Below are 16,813 nucleotides of genomic sequence, written 5' to 3' on the forward strand. Positions count from 1 at the left end.
ATCTCTAAAAATCTGACGTTTAAATATGATATTGGGACAACCAATTTTAAAATTAGCTTTAAATCCTTTCATGCTTGTGCTTGAGATTTCCTCGATTTTTGCGTTATGGGCAATTATCGATAGACTCATTGCCTATATGAAAATATCTGAAAAAGAAGAGCGAAAGATAATTGAGAGAACGAAGATTCTTATAGAAAAGGGAAGGTTCGAAGAATTAAAGGCCTTTTCTTCTGCTTTAAATAGACCTTTTGCCAAAATCGTAAATTTACTTGCAGAGAATATTCACTATCCAAAAGAGGTTTTAGAATCTATTCTTGAGAGTGCTTTAATGCTGACGAGGCTTGAACTTGGAAAAAAATTGAATGTTCTTGGAACAATAAGTTATATTGCTCCTTTACTTGGACTTTTAGGAACAGTTGTGGGTATAATTCAGGCTTTTTATGCAGTTGCACAAAAGGGAGCTGCAGTTGGCCCTGAGGCAATGATGGAAGGTGTGGCAATTGCCCTTTTAACAACGGCTCTTGGAATTATGATTGCAGTTCCCTGCGCAATAATGTATAACTATTTTAGAAACAAGATAGACCATCTTATGGCTAGAATAGAAGTTTCAGCTGAGGAAATCATGAATTTTATGGTATATGTTAAAGAACAAAAAGAAAAGGTTCCATGAGGAAAAAAAGAAGAATATTAAGGGATACAGGGTTTGAAGTTGATTTAACTCCAGCTATAAGTGTTGCTCTTATTCTTGTTTTAATATTTGTAACTGGAGCAACACAAATTTTTCAGACCTGGTTAACTGTTACTTCCCCAAGAGTTAAAAAGGCACCTCAAGTAGTTGGCGAGGAACAAAAGACAGAATTTAAAGTTAACATTCATCTTTTATCAAACGGACAAATCCTATTAAATGAAGAGTTAGTTGATCAAAAAAAACTTGATTCACTACTACCTGAGCTAATGTTAAGAAGTGCTACAGGACTTGTTTTAGTCAGTGCAGATTCTGAAGTGGAGCATGGGAAGGTTGTTGAAATAATAGATCTCGCAAAACAAAAAGGGGCAAGAGAGGTTGCTTTATTAAGGAGGGTAAAGTAAATGAGCGATGATAGAGGTGAATTCGCAAAGGTTAACGTAACGCCCTTGACAGACGTTGCTTTTACTTTACTCATTACACTTATGCTTGTTACATCGTATCTTGCAATAAAACAGCCGCCTTTCAGGGTAATTTTGCCAGACGTAGAAACAGTTGAGCCAAGGGGAGCAGATGTTGTTACTCTTGACATAGATGAAAAAGGTGAAAATCTTGCAATAAACGGGTATATTATAAAATGGGATCAATATATAAAGGCTTTAAAGGAGGAAGCAATAAAAGACCCATACAGGATGCTTCTTATAAGGGCAGACAAAGAAACACCACATGGTATTGTGATGAGAGTTCTTTCTGATATAAAAAAAATGAATTCAGAGTTAATTTTAGAAGATAAAGAAGGTTTCTCAAAAATTGCATTTGGGACAAGAAAAAAAAGATGAAATTTTCGACATCAAAAGCTTATAAGTATGTATATAAAACTCCTAAATATTCGAATCATACAGGACTTATTACTTCTTTGGTAGTTCATGCACTAATTTTATTACTTCTACTTTTGAGACAAGGTATCTACACAGAAACTTCATCACTTTCAGTAACACTATTAGAAGAAGAAGTTAGAAGGAAAAAGTTAGAAGAAAAAAGAGAAACCGTAAAAAAAGAGGAGGAAAAAAGACCAGGTCCGGAAGTTAGGCATAAGCCTAATCTCTTTGCAGCAATTCAGAGAACAATAGAAAAACCGCCACCTATAACAAATATAAATATAAAACAAAAAATTGACATACCGAAAATAGAAATATCAAAGAATTTACCTATCGAACCTGCACCAATTGTTCCTCTGAAAAACATCGAAATTAAATCTGTTACTGAAGATATAGGTCCTCAAGCAAGGATTGATATAAAATCTCTAAGCTTTGAAGAAACGGGAATAGGAGTAGATATAGTTGTCGGACAAGGAGTTCCTACATCAGAAATTCTTAAAAGACCAGCTTATAAACCAACTGTCGATATTTCTAGACAGGTTGCAGAAAGTGGCCTTGGGCAAGGTGGTCTTGCTCCATGGGGTCCTGGAGGTGGTAGTGGTGCCTCTGGTAGCCAAAGAGTAGAATTAAAAGTTAAAATGGAGGAACCACCGCCCCCGCCTCCAACTACCTTATCTTCTCCTTCTGTTACAGTTAGGCCTGAAACTAAAAAAAGAGAGAAAAAAATAGAGGTTGAAATTTCAGGTTCCATAGCTGGGAGGAAAATAATTACAAAAGTTTTGCCTTTTTATCCATCTTGGGCAGCAGAAAGAGGAGTTGAGGCTGTTATTACAGTAAAAATAGAAGTAGAACCGGATGGAACTGTGAGAAAAAATGTACTTGTTGTGGGAACAAGTGGTTATCCAAACTGGGACAATATTGTAAAAAATTCTGTCCTTGCTTGGAAATTTGAGGCATTACCTGGTGATAACAAGACGATACAATCAGGTTACATAACTTTTAGATTTATTCTTGAATGATTGAGAATATGAAGAATTTAATAAGTTTTAGTTTTCTTTTATTTCTTTTAAATTTATATTTGTCGGCACAGGAGTCCCAACCACCTCAGCAGGAAGTTGAAATTAAGGCTAAGTATAAAGGAAAAATCGAAGAAAGAAAACCGATATGGAAGCTTAACTTTGATCTTTTAGATGCTGCTTACGAGCAATTTAAAAGTAAGGGTTATATTTTTGATCAAAGATTTGGAAAAGGGAAAATAAAACCACCCTTACCTTCACTATCATCTGAAGAGCTTAGGAAACCCTGGCTTAGAAGTATTGTATTGGGTGAAGTTGGCATATTTTATCCCTTTTATGGTCGAGATTTAAAGAAATGGAAGCTAACAATATTAGATGGAAAAGGCAAAATTTTTAGAGTTTTTTCTGGGGAAGATGAACCGCCCTCAAAGATAGTATGGGATGGAAGGAATGAAAAGGGCGAAGTTCTTGATGTGAGTCTGCCATATTTTTATACAGCAGAAGCAGAGGATGAAGCCGGGAATATTTCAAGGACACCAGAAAAGCCGATAAAGCTATCAGGTATACTTTGGCAAGATGGTGTTAACTTCATAATATCTGTTGATGGAAACGAAATTTTTGAAGAAAAATCAGATAAAATAAAAAAGGCTGAGCTACTTGAAGAGTCGCTAAGTATAATAAAAGAGAAGGCAAAAGTTAAGGTGGAAGTAATTGTTTACGGTCAAAATCCAGAACTTACGAAGAAAAGATATGAGAATCTTGTAAAATACCTAAGAGAAAATTTAAAGATACCGAAAGGAAAAGTAATATACGTGGAGGGCTTTTTTAAGAGAACTGGTTACGAAACCTCAAGAGTAGATTTCAAAATCTTGTAAAATTAAGGGCTTCTGCTGCTAAACCCTTTTTAAAATAATAAAGCCTCCTACAAGAAGAATAATAAATAAGATAGTTAAAAGGTTGAAGTATTTATCTATGAAATTTTTAATTTTTTCTCCGAAAATTTTAATGAGCAACGCTATAATGAAGAATCTGGAGCTCCTTGAAATTAAAGAGGCTATAAGAAATATAAATATGTTAATTTTGAAGACACCGGCAGAAATTGTAAAAACCTTGTACGGAATAGGTGTAAAACCTGCTGTAAAAATCGCAAAAAAAGAATTTCTATGGTAAAGATCCGAGACCCTCTCAAAAGCACTAACAGAAAAAACATAATTAAAGAAGAATTCTTTTGTCAATTCCCAAAAGTAAAAACCAATTATATAACCGATTAATCCCCCAAGAACTGAACATATAGAACATAGAAAGGCAAAATATAGGGCTTTCTCCCTATTACCAAGGCTTAAAGCCATAAGTAGGGGATCAGGTGGAACTGGAAAAAAGATGGATTCAATAGATGAAAAAAAGCAAAGCGCAAAGGCTCCCTCCTTTTTGTATGCCCAACTTAAAACCCAATCATATAACCTCTTTGATAATCTAAACATTAGAAAGTATTATAACTTATATAATGAATTTTTTAAAATAAAGACAAAATTTTAATGGATCAATACATAAAGGTTTACGGTGCCAGGGAACATAACTTAAAAAATATTAACGTATTAATACCTAAAAATAAGCTTGTAGTAATAACAGGCATTTCAGGATCAGGAAAATCATCTCTTGCCTTTGATACCTTATACGCCGAGGGACAGAGAAGATACTTAGAATCACTTTCATCTTACGCAAGACAATTCATAGGAAAAATAGAAAAACCAGATGTAGAACTTATAGAGGGGCTTTCTCCAGCAATAGCAATCGAACAGAGAAAAATTCAAAAAAATCCACGATCAACTGTAGCAACAGTTACAGAAATTTATGATTATTTGAGACTTCTCTTTGCAAGAATAGGTACACCTTTTTGCCCTAATTGTGAAATTAAACTTACAAAAAGCACGGTTGACGAAATTGTAGATATATTACTTAAAAGGGAAAATGAAAGAGCAATGATTCTGGCTCCCTTAGTTAAGGGAAGAAAAGGAGAATATAAGAGTTTGTTTGAAAGAATAAAAAAACAAGGTTGGTCAAGATTAAGGATTAATGGATTAGTCTATGAAATTGACGATTTACCAAATTTAGATAAAAATAAAAAACACAACATAGATCTTGTTGTTGACAGAGTTGTAATTAAAAAAGAGTCCAGATCTCGAATAGCTGAATCTGTAGAAACTGCTTTAAAGTATGGAGAAGGAAATGTTATAGTTTTATATTTAAAAGATGAAAGAGAAGAGATATTTTCAGAATCTTTGAAGTGCCCTAAATGCGATTTTTCACTCCCTGAGCTTGAGCCACGTCTTTTTTCTTTCAACTCTCCTTATGGTGCTTGCAAAGTATGTCATGGTCTAGGTTTTAAAAATGAAATTGATCCTGAGCTTTTAATAAACCCACACCTTTCTGTTCTTGAAGGAGCAATAAAACCAATTGGAAAATTATATGGTTCCCTTTATTACAAGATTTCAAGATTGGCAAGAAAATTTAATGTATCCCCTGATAAACCATGGAAGGACCTACCAGCAGAATTTAAAGAGATTGTCCTTTTTGGTGATAAAAATGATGAATATTACGATGATTTTTATTTTGAAGGAATCATACCTTTTTTGTTAAAAAAGTATGAAGAAACCGAATCTGGCTATGTTGTTCAAGAAATCGAAAAATATGTTGTAAGGAAAAACTGTCCTGAATGCAAAGGTGCAAGACTAAACAGGAGTGCCCTTTCTGTAAAAATAAAAGATAAAAATATTTACGATTTAACTAAATTAGATGTCTCCTCTGCAAAGAAATTTTTTGAGAATTTAGAGCTAGGAGAAAGAGAAAAAGCTATTGCTGAAAGAATAATAAAAGAAATATACGACAGGCTTAATTTTCTTGATAATGTAGGTCTTTATTATTTAACACTCGATAGGACAATGGAAACTCTGTCAAGTGGTGAAGAACAGAGGGTAAGACTTGCGACACAAATTGGAAGCGGTTTAACTGGTGTTCTTTATGTTTTAGATGAACCCTCAATTGGACTTCATGCTAGAGACAACGAAAAGCTCATTAAAACCCTACTTAAACTAAGAGATTTGGGTAACACAGTAATTGTAGTAGAGCACGATGAGTCTACCATAAGAAGTGCCGACTACATAATAGATCTTGGACCAGGAGCAGGCCAAGAGGGCGGCTATGTGGTGGCTCAAGGTACAATTCAAGATGTTATGAACTCTCCTGAATCAATTACCGGTAAATATCTAAAGGGAGAGCTAAAAATAGAAATTCCGGAGAAAAGAAGGAAACCAAAGGATAAATGGCTTATCCTCAAAAATGCAAGGGGAAATAACTTAAAAAACGTTACTCTTAAGATTCCCCTTGGACTTTTTGTTTGCGTTACCGGAGTATCCGGTTCTGGAAAAAGTACCTTAATTATAGAAACTTTATATAAGGCCTTAAAGAGAATTCTCTATAACTCCTCTGAACTTCCCGCACCTTACGATGAGATTATAGGAATAGAAAATATAGATAAAGTTATTAACATTGACCAATCACCTATAGGAAGGACTCCCAGGTCAAATCCAGCTACCTATACTGGGGTATTTTCACCAATTAGGGATCTTTTTGCCTCACTTCCTGAAAGTAAAATGAGAGGATATAAACCAGGGAGGTTTTCCTTTAATGTTAAAGGTGGTAGATGCGAAGCCTGTGAAGGACAGGGCTATAACGTAATTGACATGCTCTTTTTACCAAGTGTTCATATTCCCTGTGAAGTTTGTAAGGGAAAAAGGTATAATAGAGAAACTTTGGAAATAAGATATAAGGGTAAAAATATTGCTGATGTTTTAGATATGTCTGTAAAGGAGGCTTATGAGTTTTTTGAGGATATTCCAGTAATTAAAAGGAAGTTGGAACTTTTAATGAATGTGGGACTTTCCTATATAAAACTTGGACAACCGGCAACAACGCTTTCTGGTGGTGAAGCGCAGCGTATAAAACTTTCAAAAGAACTTTCTAAGGTAGCTACAGGTAAGACTCTTTATATTCTTGATGAACCGACAACAGGACTTCATTTAGATGATATAAAAAAACTTTTAAATGTTCTGCAGCTTCTTGTTGATAAGGGAAATACAGTCATAGTTATTGAACATCAACTTGATGTTATAAAATCTGCTGATTGGGTTATAGATTTAGGACCTGAGGGAGGAGATAAAGGAGGTTATATTGTTGAAGAGGGGCCTCCAGAGAAAATTGCAAATTGCTCAAGATCATATACAGGTAAATTTTTAAGAAGGGTTTTAAGGCTTGGAGAAAAAATAAAAGTATGAAAACTATTTATGATTTCATAAAAAAAGGAGAACTTATAAAAACTATAAAAATGGCCTTAAAAGAGGATATTGGAAAAAAAGATTTAACTAGTGAGTTAATTTTTAAGGATCACGAGAAGGCAAGATTTTCATTGATTTCAAAAAATGAAGGAATTCTTTGTGGTACAGAAGTTTTTAATTTAGTTTTTAAAGTTTTAGATAAAAATACTTCTATAAAATGGTTTAAAAATGAGGGAGATATTATTTATAGAAATGAAAAAGTTGCTGTGTTAGAGGGAAAAATTAGGAAAATTTTAATGGGTGAGAGAGTGGCCCTGAATTTTCTTTCGCATCTTTCAGGTATTTCTACCCAAGTTTATAAGCTAAAAAGTAAGGCAGGAAATTTAATAATAAAAGACACAAGGAAAACAATACCCTTGATAAGAAAATTACAAAAATATGCTCATTTTGTAGGTGGTGGAGTAAACCATAGGATGACTCTTTCAGATGGTATTATGATAAAAGATAACCACAAAAAATTAAGAGGTTTAGAGGAAATATTAAACATAATAAAAAAGAAAAAGTTAGAAGAAAAGGTTATTTTAGAAGTGGAAAATTTGGAGGAATTTAAATTGGCGCTTAAGTACAACATAAAGTACGTAATGTTAGATAATATGAGTATTGAAGACATAAAAAAAGCAGTAGAGATGGGAAAAGATAAAGTTTTTACTGAGGCAAGTGGCAACATAAATTTTGAAAATATTGAAAAGTATAAAGATACGGGAATAAACGCAGTTTCATGTGGCTTTTTAACTCATTCTGTTAAAAGTTTTGATTTTTCCCTTGAAGCCGAGGAGGTTGTGTTATGAGTGAAAAAGAAAAAATAATAGAGAAAATTTTATATTTAAAGGAAAAAAAGGATGTTTTAATTTTAGCTCATAACTATCAGATTCCAGAGATTCAAGATTTAGCTGATTTTGTTGGTGACTCTCTTGCCTTATCTCAGAAAGCGAAAGAAGCAAACAGGTCAATAATAGTTTTTTGTGGAGTTCTATTTATGGCTGAGACAGCAAAAATTTTAAATCCTGAAAAAAAGGTTCTTATTCCTGACCTTGATGCAGGCTGTTCCCTGGTTAACAGCATAACATTACAAGATTTACTAAAATGGAAAGAAAAACACCCAAAAGCCATAGTTGTAGGCTATATAAATACTTCAGCTGAAATTAAAGCTGAATGTGACTATATCTGTACTTCAAGTAATGCTGTGAAGGTAGTTGAATCAATACCGGAAGATAAAGAAATTCTTTTTTTACCTGACATGTTTTTAGGTCTATATGTTAAAGCAAAAACAGACAGGAAAAATATGTACATATGGCCAGGTGAGTGTCATGTACATGCCTCAATAAGAGTCGAGGATATAAAAAGGGCAAATCTTGAACATAAGGATGCTGAACTACTTATTCATCCAGAATGTGGTTGCTCCTCCTCTTGTATGTACCTTGTACAAGATGGAATATTAAAAGGAGAGATACTTTCTACAAGCGGTATGATTTCCTATGCTAAAAAATCTAACTCTCAAGAGTTCATTGTTGCTACAGAAACAGGAATTTTACATCCACTAAGGAAAACTGTTCCTAACAAAAAATTTTATCCTGTTAACGAAAATGCTGTATGTGAATATATGAAAAAAATAACACTTGATAAGTTACTAAAAAGTATAGAAGAAGAAATTTATGAAATAAACTTGGATGAAGAAATTATAAAAAAAGCAAGAGTAGCCCTCGATCGTATGCTTTCAATTAGTTAGGGTTAAAGTTCTACAGAACTATTTCCTCTCTTCGGTCGGAGTGGCACTGAATATTAACTGATACAGGTAAAGAGGTTATGTGGCAAGGATAAACTTCAATATGAACATCAAGGGCCGTTATTCTACCGCCTAATCCCATAGGTCCTATTCCTAATTTGTTGATCTCTTCAAGGAGTTCCTCTTCAAATTCTGCGTAAAAGGGATCAGGGTGTCTTTGTCCTAATGGTCTTACAGTTGCCTTTTTTGCTAAAAAGGCAGAATATTCAAAGGTTCCACCTATACCAACACCAACTACAATAGGTGGACATGGGTTTGCTCCAGCTTTCTTTACAGTTTCTATTACAAACTTTTTTATCCCCTCTTTTCCCTCTCCAGGAAGAAGCATTTTGAACGCACTCATGTTTTCACTTCCACCTCCCTTTGGCTCAAATATTATCCTTAATTTATCCCCTTTTACTATATCAAAGTAAATTACAGGTGGAGTATTATCTCCGGTGTTTTTCCTCCTGATAGGGTCAGCAACTACAGATTTTCTAAGGTAACCCTCGGTGTAACCTCTCCTTACTCCCTCGATCAGAGCCTCTTTTAGTGAACCACCCTCAATTTTTACATCTTCTCCCACTTCAACAAATAGCACCGCAAATCCAGTATCTTGGCAAAGTGGAATTGATTCTCTTTTCGCTATTTCGATGTTTTCTAAAAGTTGTGACAGAATAGCTTTACCAAAGTCAGATTCTTCTTTTTCATAAGCCTTTTTGAGGGCCTCTACTACATCAGGTTTTAATTCATGTGCAGCCTTTATACACATTTTTTTTACTTCCTCAACAATCGTTTCATATTTTATCACTTTCATCTATGACCTCCTTTATAATTTTATAATTATAGTCAGAGCTTTCAATTCTTATTAAATACTCGTTATTAATTTGATTTCTTATCTGGATTCGTGTGATTCTTTCGCACATAAAGTTATCCTTTTTTATTTCTATTAAGCAGCCGTCAAGTCCTATTTTTGAGTTAGAGGGGGTAAATGGGTAGGGTATACCTGTTATGAATCTTTTTATAATAGGTTCTTTTTCTCCTCCAATTACTGAGTCAAAGCCTCCTGTCATTCCCACATCGGTTATGTATCCAGTGCCATTTGGGAGGATTATGTTGTCAGAAGTTTGAATATGGGTGTGTGTTCCGATAACTGCAGAAACTCTTCCATCTGCATATAAGGCAAAGGCAACTTTCTCTGATGTAGCCTCAGCATGGAAATCAACAATTATTGGGAGTTTTATTTTTTTCAAAATTTCATCAAGTTTTCTAAAGGGGCAATCTACTTGGTTCATAAAAACTCTTCCCATTAAATTTAATACATAAAGTTCTATTCCTTGTATATTAAATTTTGCATATCCCCTTCCGGGTGCTGACTCCGGATAATTTAAAGGTCTTAACAGGTTTTCCTTTGTGTCTATCCATTTTAAAATCTCTTTTTTATTCCAAATATGGTTTCCACTTGTAAGACAATTCACTCCACAGTCTATAATTTCATTAAAAATTTTTTCAGTTAATCCACTTCCATGAGCCGCATTCTCGATGTTTGCAATAATAAAATTGATTTTAAAGTACCTCTTTAAGAGAGGTATAAATTTTTTTAAAGCAACTCTTCCCGGTTTGCCGACTACATCACCTATAAAAAGTATATTAAGGGTGTCCACTAAGATATACTTTTTTTGCTAAAACAAGATCATTATATAAATTTTCTTCCTCCTCAGGATTTTTTAATACTCTTGATGGGTGTATCGTTATAACTACTTTACTATTTCCATATTCATAGACTATACCTCTTTCTCTTTTCACAGAAATTTTCTTTCCAGTTAAAACATAGGAAGCATATCTTCCCAAAGCTACAATTACTCTTGGTTTAAGGATTTCAATCTGTTTTTCCAAGTAGGGAAAACAAGATTTCAATTCGTTTTCTTCAGGATCTCTATTCATTGGTGGTCTACACTTTATAGTATTTGTAATATACACCCCCTCTCTTCTTATACCTGCTCTTCGCATAATCTCATCAAGTTTTTTTCCTGCTCTCCCAACAAAGGGAAGCCCTCTTTTATCTTCTTCCTGTCCTGGTGCCTCTCCGACAATCAAAAAACCTGTTAAAGGATTACCACTACCAAAAACGACATTAGTTCTTGTTTTACTAAGGGGACACTTTTTACATTTAGAAACAAATCTTTCTAATCTCTCCAGTGCTTCAGTGACCTTTAACCCTGTTCTCTCTAAGATTAAGATTTTTTCTCCTGTTAATTCTTTTAGATAAAAAATAACATCATAGGCACTTAAACTCATTGAGATAAAAGTTCTGAAATTTTCTTTATAATTCTATATGCTGCTTTGATCTTAGGCAGCTCCCCCTCATCTATAACTTCTTTATTTTTATTTATAATTTTGAAATCTATGTAGTCCGAAGAAATAGTTTTTATGCTGTTTAATATTATTAAATCAAGATTTTTTTCTTTTAGTTTTTTATAGGCAGTTTCAATATCAGGTTTTTCTTCAAGAGCAAATCCAATAAATTTTGTTTTCTTTTTAAGGTCTGTTAGACTTTTTAAAACATCTGGATTTTCCTCGAGTTCCAGCTTTAAAGATCTTCCATCTTTTTTAATTTTTCCCTCAACTTTTTCCTTAGGTCTAAAGTCGGATAAGGCAGCACACATAATTAAAGCATCATACTCCTCTTTAGTTAACTCCTCCTTTAACTTTTCTAAAAAATCTGAAGTAGAGTTTAATCTAATTACATCCTTAGGAACTTCAAAGTCTGTTTTTCCAGCAAATACCTTTAATTTAGCTCCAGCAGCTTTTAAAACCTTATAAAGCGCTAGCCCCATTCTTCCCGAAGATCTATTTGTAATTACTCTTACATCATCTATCTCCTCTTCAGTTCTACCAAAAGTTAATAAAATCTTTTTATTTTTTAAACTATTTACAATTTCTATGTAAAACTCAATTTCTTTGAGTAACTCTATAGGTTCTTTAAGTCGTCCTTTACCTACTGTAAGGTCAGACATTTCTCCTTCTGTAGGTTCTATTATATAAACCCCCATTTTTTCAAGATTGAGAAGATGATTTTGCAACAATTCGTTGTGATAGAGAGTAGGATGCATGCAGGGTGCTATTATTTTTGGAAGATTAGCTGAGTGAAATATAAGCGATAAAAGATCATCGGCAATTCCGATTGAAACTTTTGTAATAAAATTAAAGGTAGCAGGAATTACAGCGATTAAGTCACTTTCTCTTACTAATCTAATATGTAGTGGTGCTTTATTTTCGCTTTCTTCAAACATATCATAGTAGACTTTTTCATTAAGAAGAGATGTAAGAGAAAGGGGGGTAACAAATTTAAGGGCGTTTTTGGTTAGAACTGGGATAACTCTGTGGCCCCTTTTTAGTAAGAGTCTAGCTAATTCAATAGATTTAAAGGCAGCTATACTTCCTGTTATTCCGAGTAGTATATTCAAAGTCCGACCTTCCTTGTCTCAATCTCGTTCTTTTCAAAATTTGAGAGGGCCTCAATGATTGCTTTTTTACCAGGAGACTCAGCTCCAGTTTCAAAAATTTCTTTAAGTATTCTTCTTGTTTCTTTCATTATTACTACTAAAGATTTAAATTTATTTTTTTCACCTTTTAGAATTTCTTCTACTCCGTAATCTCTGAGATTAAGTTTTTCCATTTAGATTTTTATGGTGGGCCGTCCGGGATTCGAACCCGGGACCCCTGGATTAAAAATCCAGTGCTCTTCCTCCTGAGCTAACGGCCCAATCTTTTTATTATAATATTTAATATGAGGAAAATTCAAGAGGAACTTATAGAAATTTATGAATTAGCCCAAAAGGCAAAAAAGAAAGCCTATGCTCCCTACTCAAATTTTAAAGTTGGAGCAGCATTGAAAACAAAATCAGGTAAGATTTACACTGCCTCTAATGTAGAAAATTCCTCTTTTGGATTAACAGTTTGTGCTGAAAGAATAGCTATTTTTAAGGCAGTAAACGATGGTTATAGAGATTTTAAAATTATGGCTATATGTGCTGACAAAGAAGTCTATCCCTGTGGCGCTTGCTTACAAGTTATGAATGAATTTTCACCTGATTTAAAAATTCTTCTTAAAATTGGTAGAAATTTAAAGATTTTTAATTTAAAAGAACTTTTACCCTTTGGTTTTAATAAGGACTTTCTCTTATAATTAAGCATGACAATCATAAGACTTGTATTTGGTGTTATCGTATTTTTCTTTCTACTTTTTGTCTTTCTTCAAAATGCTGAAGAACGAGTTAACTTTAACTTCTTAAATTATTCTTTTACTGATTTACCACTTTTTTGGGTCATTTTTTTCTCCTTTCTTGCCGGATCTTTATTTGTAATACTTCTTGCAATCTATCAAGAAATAAGGCTTAGGTATAAAATTTTGAAGAAAAATGTAGAGATAAATAATCTAAGAAGAGAAATAAATGAGCTTAGAAGAATGTTAGCTGAAGAAACAAGTTTTGAGGTTCAGAGTCAAAGGGAAACTCAAAAGCAAGAAATAAAGGAAAAGGAAGAGGAATAACTATGAAGTTTTTTAATTTTTTAAAAAAAAATTATGCTATTGAGAGACTTATAAAAAAATTTACAAAGGGAAAAGATTTAGACTTTGAAGAATATCTCAAATTAGGTAACTACTATAGAGAAAACGGTTTTTATGCTAAAGCTTTGAGAGTGCATCTTAGTTTGGATATAAAAAAAGATCTTACAGATTCACAGAGAGCAAGACTGAATAAATCACTTGGTCTTGATTACTTATGCTTATATCAGTATAAAGAGGCAATAGATCGTTTTATAAAAGCTGATAGTTACTTTAAAGGTGAGGATGAGGAAACAAGAGAGGGGCTTCTTAGGGCTTATGAGTTTTCAGGTGATTGGGACTCAGCCTGTGAACTGAAAAAAGAAATTTTAATTTCAAACAAAATTTATTCTGATGAAAAAATGGCAAGGTATTATCTTTATGCTGCTGAAGACCTTATAAAAAGGGAAAATTACAAAAAGGCGAAGAAATTTTTAAAGGAGGCGCTAAGATTAGCAGAAAACTTAAGTGAAACTTACTACTTTTTAGCTGAGATTGAAGAAAATCTTATAAAAAAACTTGAATATTACGAAAAAATTGCTGATAAGTTTCCTTATTTGGTTTATAGAAAATTAATTAAGTTAAAAGAAAAGTTTTTTGAGCAAGGGAAGATGGTAGAGCTTATTAATTTTTTAGAGAGAACCGAGAGCACCTATTTAAAAGCCTTTTTAACTTCACTTTTAATTCAAAAGGGAGATTATGAAAAGGCAAAAGCTATTTTAAAAAGTTTAGTTTCAGAAAATGATGAGACTTTTCTGAACCTATTTCTCCTAATTCAATCAGTAGAGTTAAACTCAGAGGAGGAGACTCTTAAATTAATAAGAAGAGTAGAGAGAGAGCTTAAAGAGTTAACTTTTGTATGCACATCATGTAAAAAAGAATATAAAGAGTATAGATTTAGATGCGAAAATTGTGGAAAAACAAGAAAATTGGTTTTGAAGATAAATATTTAATGTTACTTTAATAATTTTAATGGAGCTTACTCCACTTTTAAAACAATATCAAGAAATCAAAAAGAAGTACTCTAAAGATTTACTTTTCTTTAGAATGGGAGATTTTTATGAACTTTTTTATGAAGATGCAAAAATTGCTGCAAAAGAGCTTGGAATAACTCTTACCTCTAAACCATTTGGTAAAAACTTAAGAGTACCACTTGCCGGAGTCCCTGTTAAAGCAGCTGAAGGCTATATAAAAGAGTTACTTAAAAAGGGCTACTCGGTAGCAATATGTGAACAAGTAGAAGAAGGAAAGGACTTAATGTTAAGAGAAGTTGTTGAAGTCTTAACCCCTGGTACGGTAACACTCCCATCCCTTTTATCACCTGATCAAAACATTTATATCTTATCTATTTATCCATCTGAAAAGGGAAACTTTGGTATTGCCTATGCTGATATAACTACTTTTGAACTAAAATCAGGAGTTTTAGAAGAAAAAAATTTACATAATTTCCTTTTTAGTTTAAAACCTAAGGAAGTTCTTGCTCCCTATGAGTTTAATTTAGATGGCTTTTTTATAAGTAGCTACGATAAAAATCTTTATAGCATAGAAACTGCTGAAGAAAGGATAAAGAAATTTTTTGGTGTAGAGAGTCTAGATGGTTTTGGAATTAAAAAAGATGTTAACCTTATCGCGCTTTCTCATCTGCTTGATTATCTTACTTTAAAAAAGAAAGAAGGACTTGAAAATTTAAGATTAAGACCGCTTGAGGAGAGTGAGTTTTTAATTTTAGACGCTACAACGGTAAAGAATCTTGAACTTGTAGATAAGATTCATCCTGAAAGTCAATCTCTCTATGAAACCTTAAACTTTACAAAGACAGCACCTGGAGCTAGACTGTTTAAAAAAAGTTTACTTTTTCCTCTGAAGGATATAAATAAGATTAGAGAAAGACATGAAGCGGTAGAAGAAATAATTGAAAAACCCTATCTTAGAAAAACTATCTCAGAGATATTAGAAAATTTCTTAGATTTTGAAAGAGTTCTCTCAAGAATTGCAAGACTTAAGGCATCACCATCTGAGGTTTATAAGTTGGCTCAAAACTTTATGGATCTTTTTAAATTAAAAGATACTCTAATTACAGCAGAGAGTAAGATTTTAAGAAAAATATCTTTAAATTTACATGACTTAACAAGTCTTGCACAGTTAATTTTTAGTTATTTAAGGGAAAATCCATCTAGTCCTGGTGAGGGAAACTGTATAAAAAGGGGAGTTAATCCGGAGCTTGATGAATACGTTGAGATAAAAATTAATTCGTCTCAAAAACTTAAAGAATTAGAGGAAAAAGAGAAAAAAGCGACGGGAATTCCAAATTTAAGAATAAAGTATAATCAAGTTTTTGGCTTTTTTATTGAAGTTACTAAGTCCTTTATTGATCGTGTGCCAGAATATTATAAAAGAAAACAAACTCTAATAAACGCTGAAAGATATGTTACAGAGGAGCTTAAAAATTTAGAAAATAAAATTCTATCTGCAGAAAGTAGAATAAAAGAGTTAGAGACTTTTCTTTATGAGGAGCTTCTTAAAAAGATAATGGAGGAAAGGGAAAAAATTTTAGATATAGCAGAAAATGTGGCACTTTTAGATCTTCTCTTAAGTTTTTCTGAATCAGCTATAAATTTTAAGTATGTAAAGCCACAGATGACAGAAGAAAAAGAAATTATTATGAAAAATTCAAGACATCCTGTAGTAGAGCAAAGAGTTAAAGAGTTTGTGCCAAATGATGTTTTTATAACTCCAAACAATTTCTTTCAAATTATAACAGGTCCTAATATGGGAGGAAAATCAACTTACATAAGACAAGTTGCCTTATGTGCTATACTTGCACATATTGGATCTTTCGTTCCAGCTGATGAGGCTAAAATAGGAATTGTAGATAGAGTATTTACAAGAATAGGGTCATCTGATGATTTAGCAAGGGGTATATCTACTTTTTATGCTGAAATGCTTGAAGTGTCTCAGATATTGAATAACGCTACAGAAAAGAGCCTAATTTTACTTGATGAAATAGGACGGGGAACTTCAACTTATGATGGTCTATCTATAGCTTGGGCTGTTTCTGAAGATATAATAAAAAGAATTAAGGCAAGGACACTATTTGCAACACATTATCATGAACTTACAAATCTAAAAGAAAATTATGCTGATGTAAAGAACTTATTCACTTTAGTTAAGGAATGGAAGGGAGAAGTAATTTTTTTAAGAAAAATAGCTGAGGGATCTATGGATAGAAGTTATGGTATACACGTTGCAAAGCTTGCTGGTATTCCGAAACACGTTATAGAGAGAGCAAAAGAAATTTTAATAAATTTTGAAAGTAATAAAAAAGTGCTAAAATTTAACAAAAAACAACTTGAACTTTTTGAAAAACCCGATCCTTTAAGAGAGATTATAGAGAAGATAAATCCTGATGAGTTAACACCTAAGGATGCTCTTGAGTTGATATACAAGTTAAAGAAGTTAAAGTAGGGTTCGATTC

Annotated in this window: 18 protein-coding genes and 1 tRNA gene; 12 read left to right on the top strand and 7 right to left on the bottom strand. The window is 32.9% G+C overall.

Translation table 11 applies throughout. From position 1 onward, the window contains the following. The first annotated feature begins 25 nt into the window (after nt 1-25). From ABDH49_00225 to ABDH49_00245, 5 genes are read left to right on the top strand one after another with little or no spacing between them, the layout of a single operon-like run. Nucleotides 26-670, top strand: coding sequence for a MotA/TolQ/ExbB proton channel family protein (locus tag ABDH49_00225; GenBank protein MEN3045404.1), 645 nt, complete (start codon nt 26-28; stop codon nt 668-670). Then, entirely contained in the window at nt 667-1,089 is a 423-nt protein-coding gene (locus ABDH49_00230; GenBank protein ID MEN3045405.1) for a biopolymer transporter ExbD, read from the top strand. Before ABDH49_00225 ends, ABDH49_00230 begins: the two co-directional genes overlap by 4 nt. Continuing rightward, nucleotides 1,090-1,524, top strand: coding sequence for a biopolymer transporter ExbD (locus ABDH49_00235; GenBank protein ID MEN3045406.1), 435 nt, complete (start codon nt 1,090-1,092; stop codon nt 1,522-1,524). It abuts the gene before it with no gap. After that, entirely contained in the window at nt 1,521-2,582 is a 1,062-nt protein-coding gene (locus ABDH49_00240) for an energy transducer TonB (GenBank protein MEN3045407.1), read from the top strand. Before ABDH49_00235 ends, ABDH49_00240 begins: the two co-directional genes overlap by 4 nt. 8 nt (nt 2,583-2,590) lie before the next feature. Beyond that, nucleotides 2,591-3,454 carry a hypothetical protein gene (locus tag ABDH49_00245; protein MEN3045408.1) on the top strand — a complete coding sequence of 288 codons (864 nt, stop codon included), beginning with the start codon at nt 2,591-2,593 and terminating at the stop codon, nt 3,452-3,454. A gap of 18 nt (nt 3,455-3,472) precedes the next feature. Here ABDH49_00245 and ABDH49_00250 read toward each other — a convergent pair whose 3' ends face one another. After that, entirely contained in the window at nt 3,473-4,060 is a 588-nt protein-coding gene (locus ABDH49_00250) for a YqaA family protein (protein MEN3045409.1), read from the bottom strand. 54 nt (nt 4,061-4,114) lie between these two features. Between ABDH49_00250 and uvrA the strand changes: the two genes are divergently transcribed. Genes uvrA through nadA form a run of 3 tightly spaced genes read left to right on the top strand, consistent with a single transcriptional unit; the run spans nt 4,115 to nt 8,696 of the window. Then, on the top strand, nt 4,115-6,910 hold the full coding sequence (gene uvrA / locus ABDH49_00255) for an excinuclease ABC subunit UvrA (GenBank protein MEN3045410.1): 2,796 nt from the start codon (nt 4,115-4,117) through the stop codon (nt 6,908-6,910). Continuing rightward, entirely contained in the window at nt 6,907-7,758 is an 852-nt protein-coding gene (gene nadC / locus ABDH49_00260) for a carboxylating nicotinate-nucleotide diphosphorylase (GenBank protein MEN3045411.1), read from the top strand. The genes uvrA and nadC overlap by 4 nt, the downstream gene beginning before the upstream one ends. Then, nucleotides 7,755-8,696, top strand: coding sequence for a quinolinate synthase NadA (gene nadA / locus ABDH49_00265; GenBank protein MEN3045412.1), 942 nt, complete (start codon nt 7,755-7,757; stop codon nt 8,694-8,696). Before nadC ends, nadA begins: the two co-directional genes overlap by 4 nt. Nucleotides 8,697-8,706: 10 nt before the next feature. Here nadA and ABDH49_00270 read toward each other — a convergent pair whose 3' ends face one another. The 6 genes from ABDH49_00270 to ABDH49_00295 form a co-directional block, all read right to left on the bottom strand. After that, on the bottom strand, nt 8,707-9,549 hold the full coding sequence (locus tag ABDH49_00270) for a fumarate hydratase (protein MEN3045413.1): 843 nt from the start codon (nt 9,547-9,549) through the stop codon (nt 8,707-8,709). Next, the gene (locus ABDH49_00275) at nt 9,530-10,396 is read right to left on the bottom strand and encodes a TIGR00282 family metallophosphoesterase (protein MEN3045414.1); all 867 of its coding nucleotides are present in this window, start codon (nt 10,394-10,396) and stop codon (nt 9,530-9,532) included. Before ABDH49_00275 ends, ABDH49_00270 begins: the two co-directional genes overlap by 20 nt. After that, the gene (locus ABDH49_00280; GenBank protein MEN3045415.1) at nt 10,383-11,030 is read right to left on the bottom strand and encodes a uracil-DNA glycosylase; all 648 of its coding nucleotides are present in this window, start codon (nt 11,028-11,030) and stop codon (nt 10,383-10,385) included. Before ABDH49_00280 ends, ABDH49_00275 begins: the two co-directional genes overlap by 14 nt. After that, nucleotides 11,027-12,199 (bottom strand): bifunctional phosphopantothenoylcysteine decarboxylase/phosphopantothenate--cysteine ligase CoaBC, encoded by a 1,173-nt coding sequence (gene coaBC, locus ABDH49_00285; protein MEN3045416.1) that lies wholly within the window; start codon nt 12,197-12,199, stop codon nt 11,027-11,029. The genes ABDH49_00280 and coaBC overlap by 4 nt, the downstream gene beginning before the upstream one ends. Beyond that, complete coding sequence (locus ABDH49_00290) at nt 12,196-12,411, bottom strand: hypothetical protein (protein ID MEN3045417.1); 216 nt, start codon at nt 12,409-12,411, stop codon at nt 12,196-12,198. Before ABDH49_00290 ends, coaBC begins: the two co-directional genes overlap by 4 nt. Before the next feature lie 11 nt (nt 12,412-12,422). Beyond that, a tRNA-Lys gene (locus ABDH49_00295) sits at nt 12,423-12,498 on the bottom strand. 24 nt (nt 12,499-12,522) lie between these two features. Between ABDH49_00295 and cdd the strand changes: the two genes are divergently transcribed. The 4 genes from cdd to mutS are packed head-to-tail and all read left to right on the top strand — an operon-like array spanning nt 12,523 to nt 16,803. After that, nucleotides 12,523-12,921 (top strand): cytidine deaminase, encoded by a 399-nt coding sequence (cdd, locus tag ABDH49_00300; GenBank protein ID MEN3045418.1) that lies wholly within the window; start codon nt 12,523-12,525, stop codon nt 12,919-12,921. A 6-nt stretch (nt 12,922-12,927) separates the two neighbouring features. Beyond that, nucleotides 12,928-13,284 (top strand): LapA family protein, encoded by a 357-nt coding sequence (locus ABDH49_00305; protein ID MEN3045419.1) that lies wholly within the window; start codon nt 12,928-12,930, stop codon nt 13,282-13,284. A 2-nt stretch (nt 13,285-13,286) separates the two neighbouring features. Beyond that, the gene (locus ABDH49_00310) at nt 13,287-14,291 is read left to right on the top strand and encodes a hypothetical protein (GenBank protein ID MEN3045420.1); all 1,005 of its coding nucleotides are present in this window, start codon (nt 13,287-13,289) and stop codon (nt 14,289-14,291) included. Nucleotides 14,292-14,310: 19 nt separating this feature from the next. Beyond that, complete coding sequence (mutS, locus tag ABDH49_00315) at nt 14,311-16,803, top strand: DNA mismatch repair protein MutS (protein ID MEN3045421.1); 2,493 nt, start codon at nt 14,311-14,313, stop codon at nt 16,801-16,803. Nucleotides 16,804-16,813 lie beyond the last annotated feature (10 nt).

Source organism: Candidatus Hydrothermales bacterium, from assembly GCA_039630235.1.
Classification (GTDB): domain Bacteria; phylum Hydrothermota; class Hydrothermia; order Hydrothermales; family JAJRUZ01; genus JBCNVI01.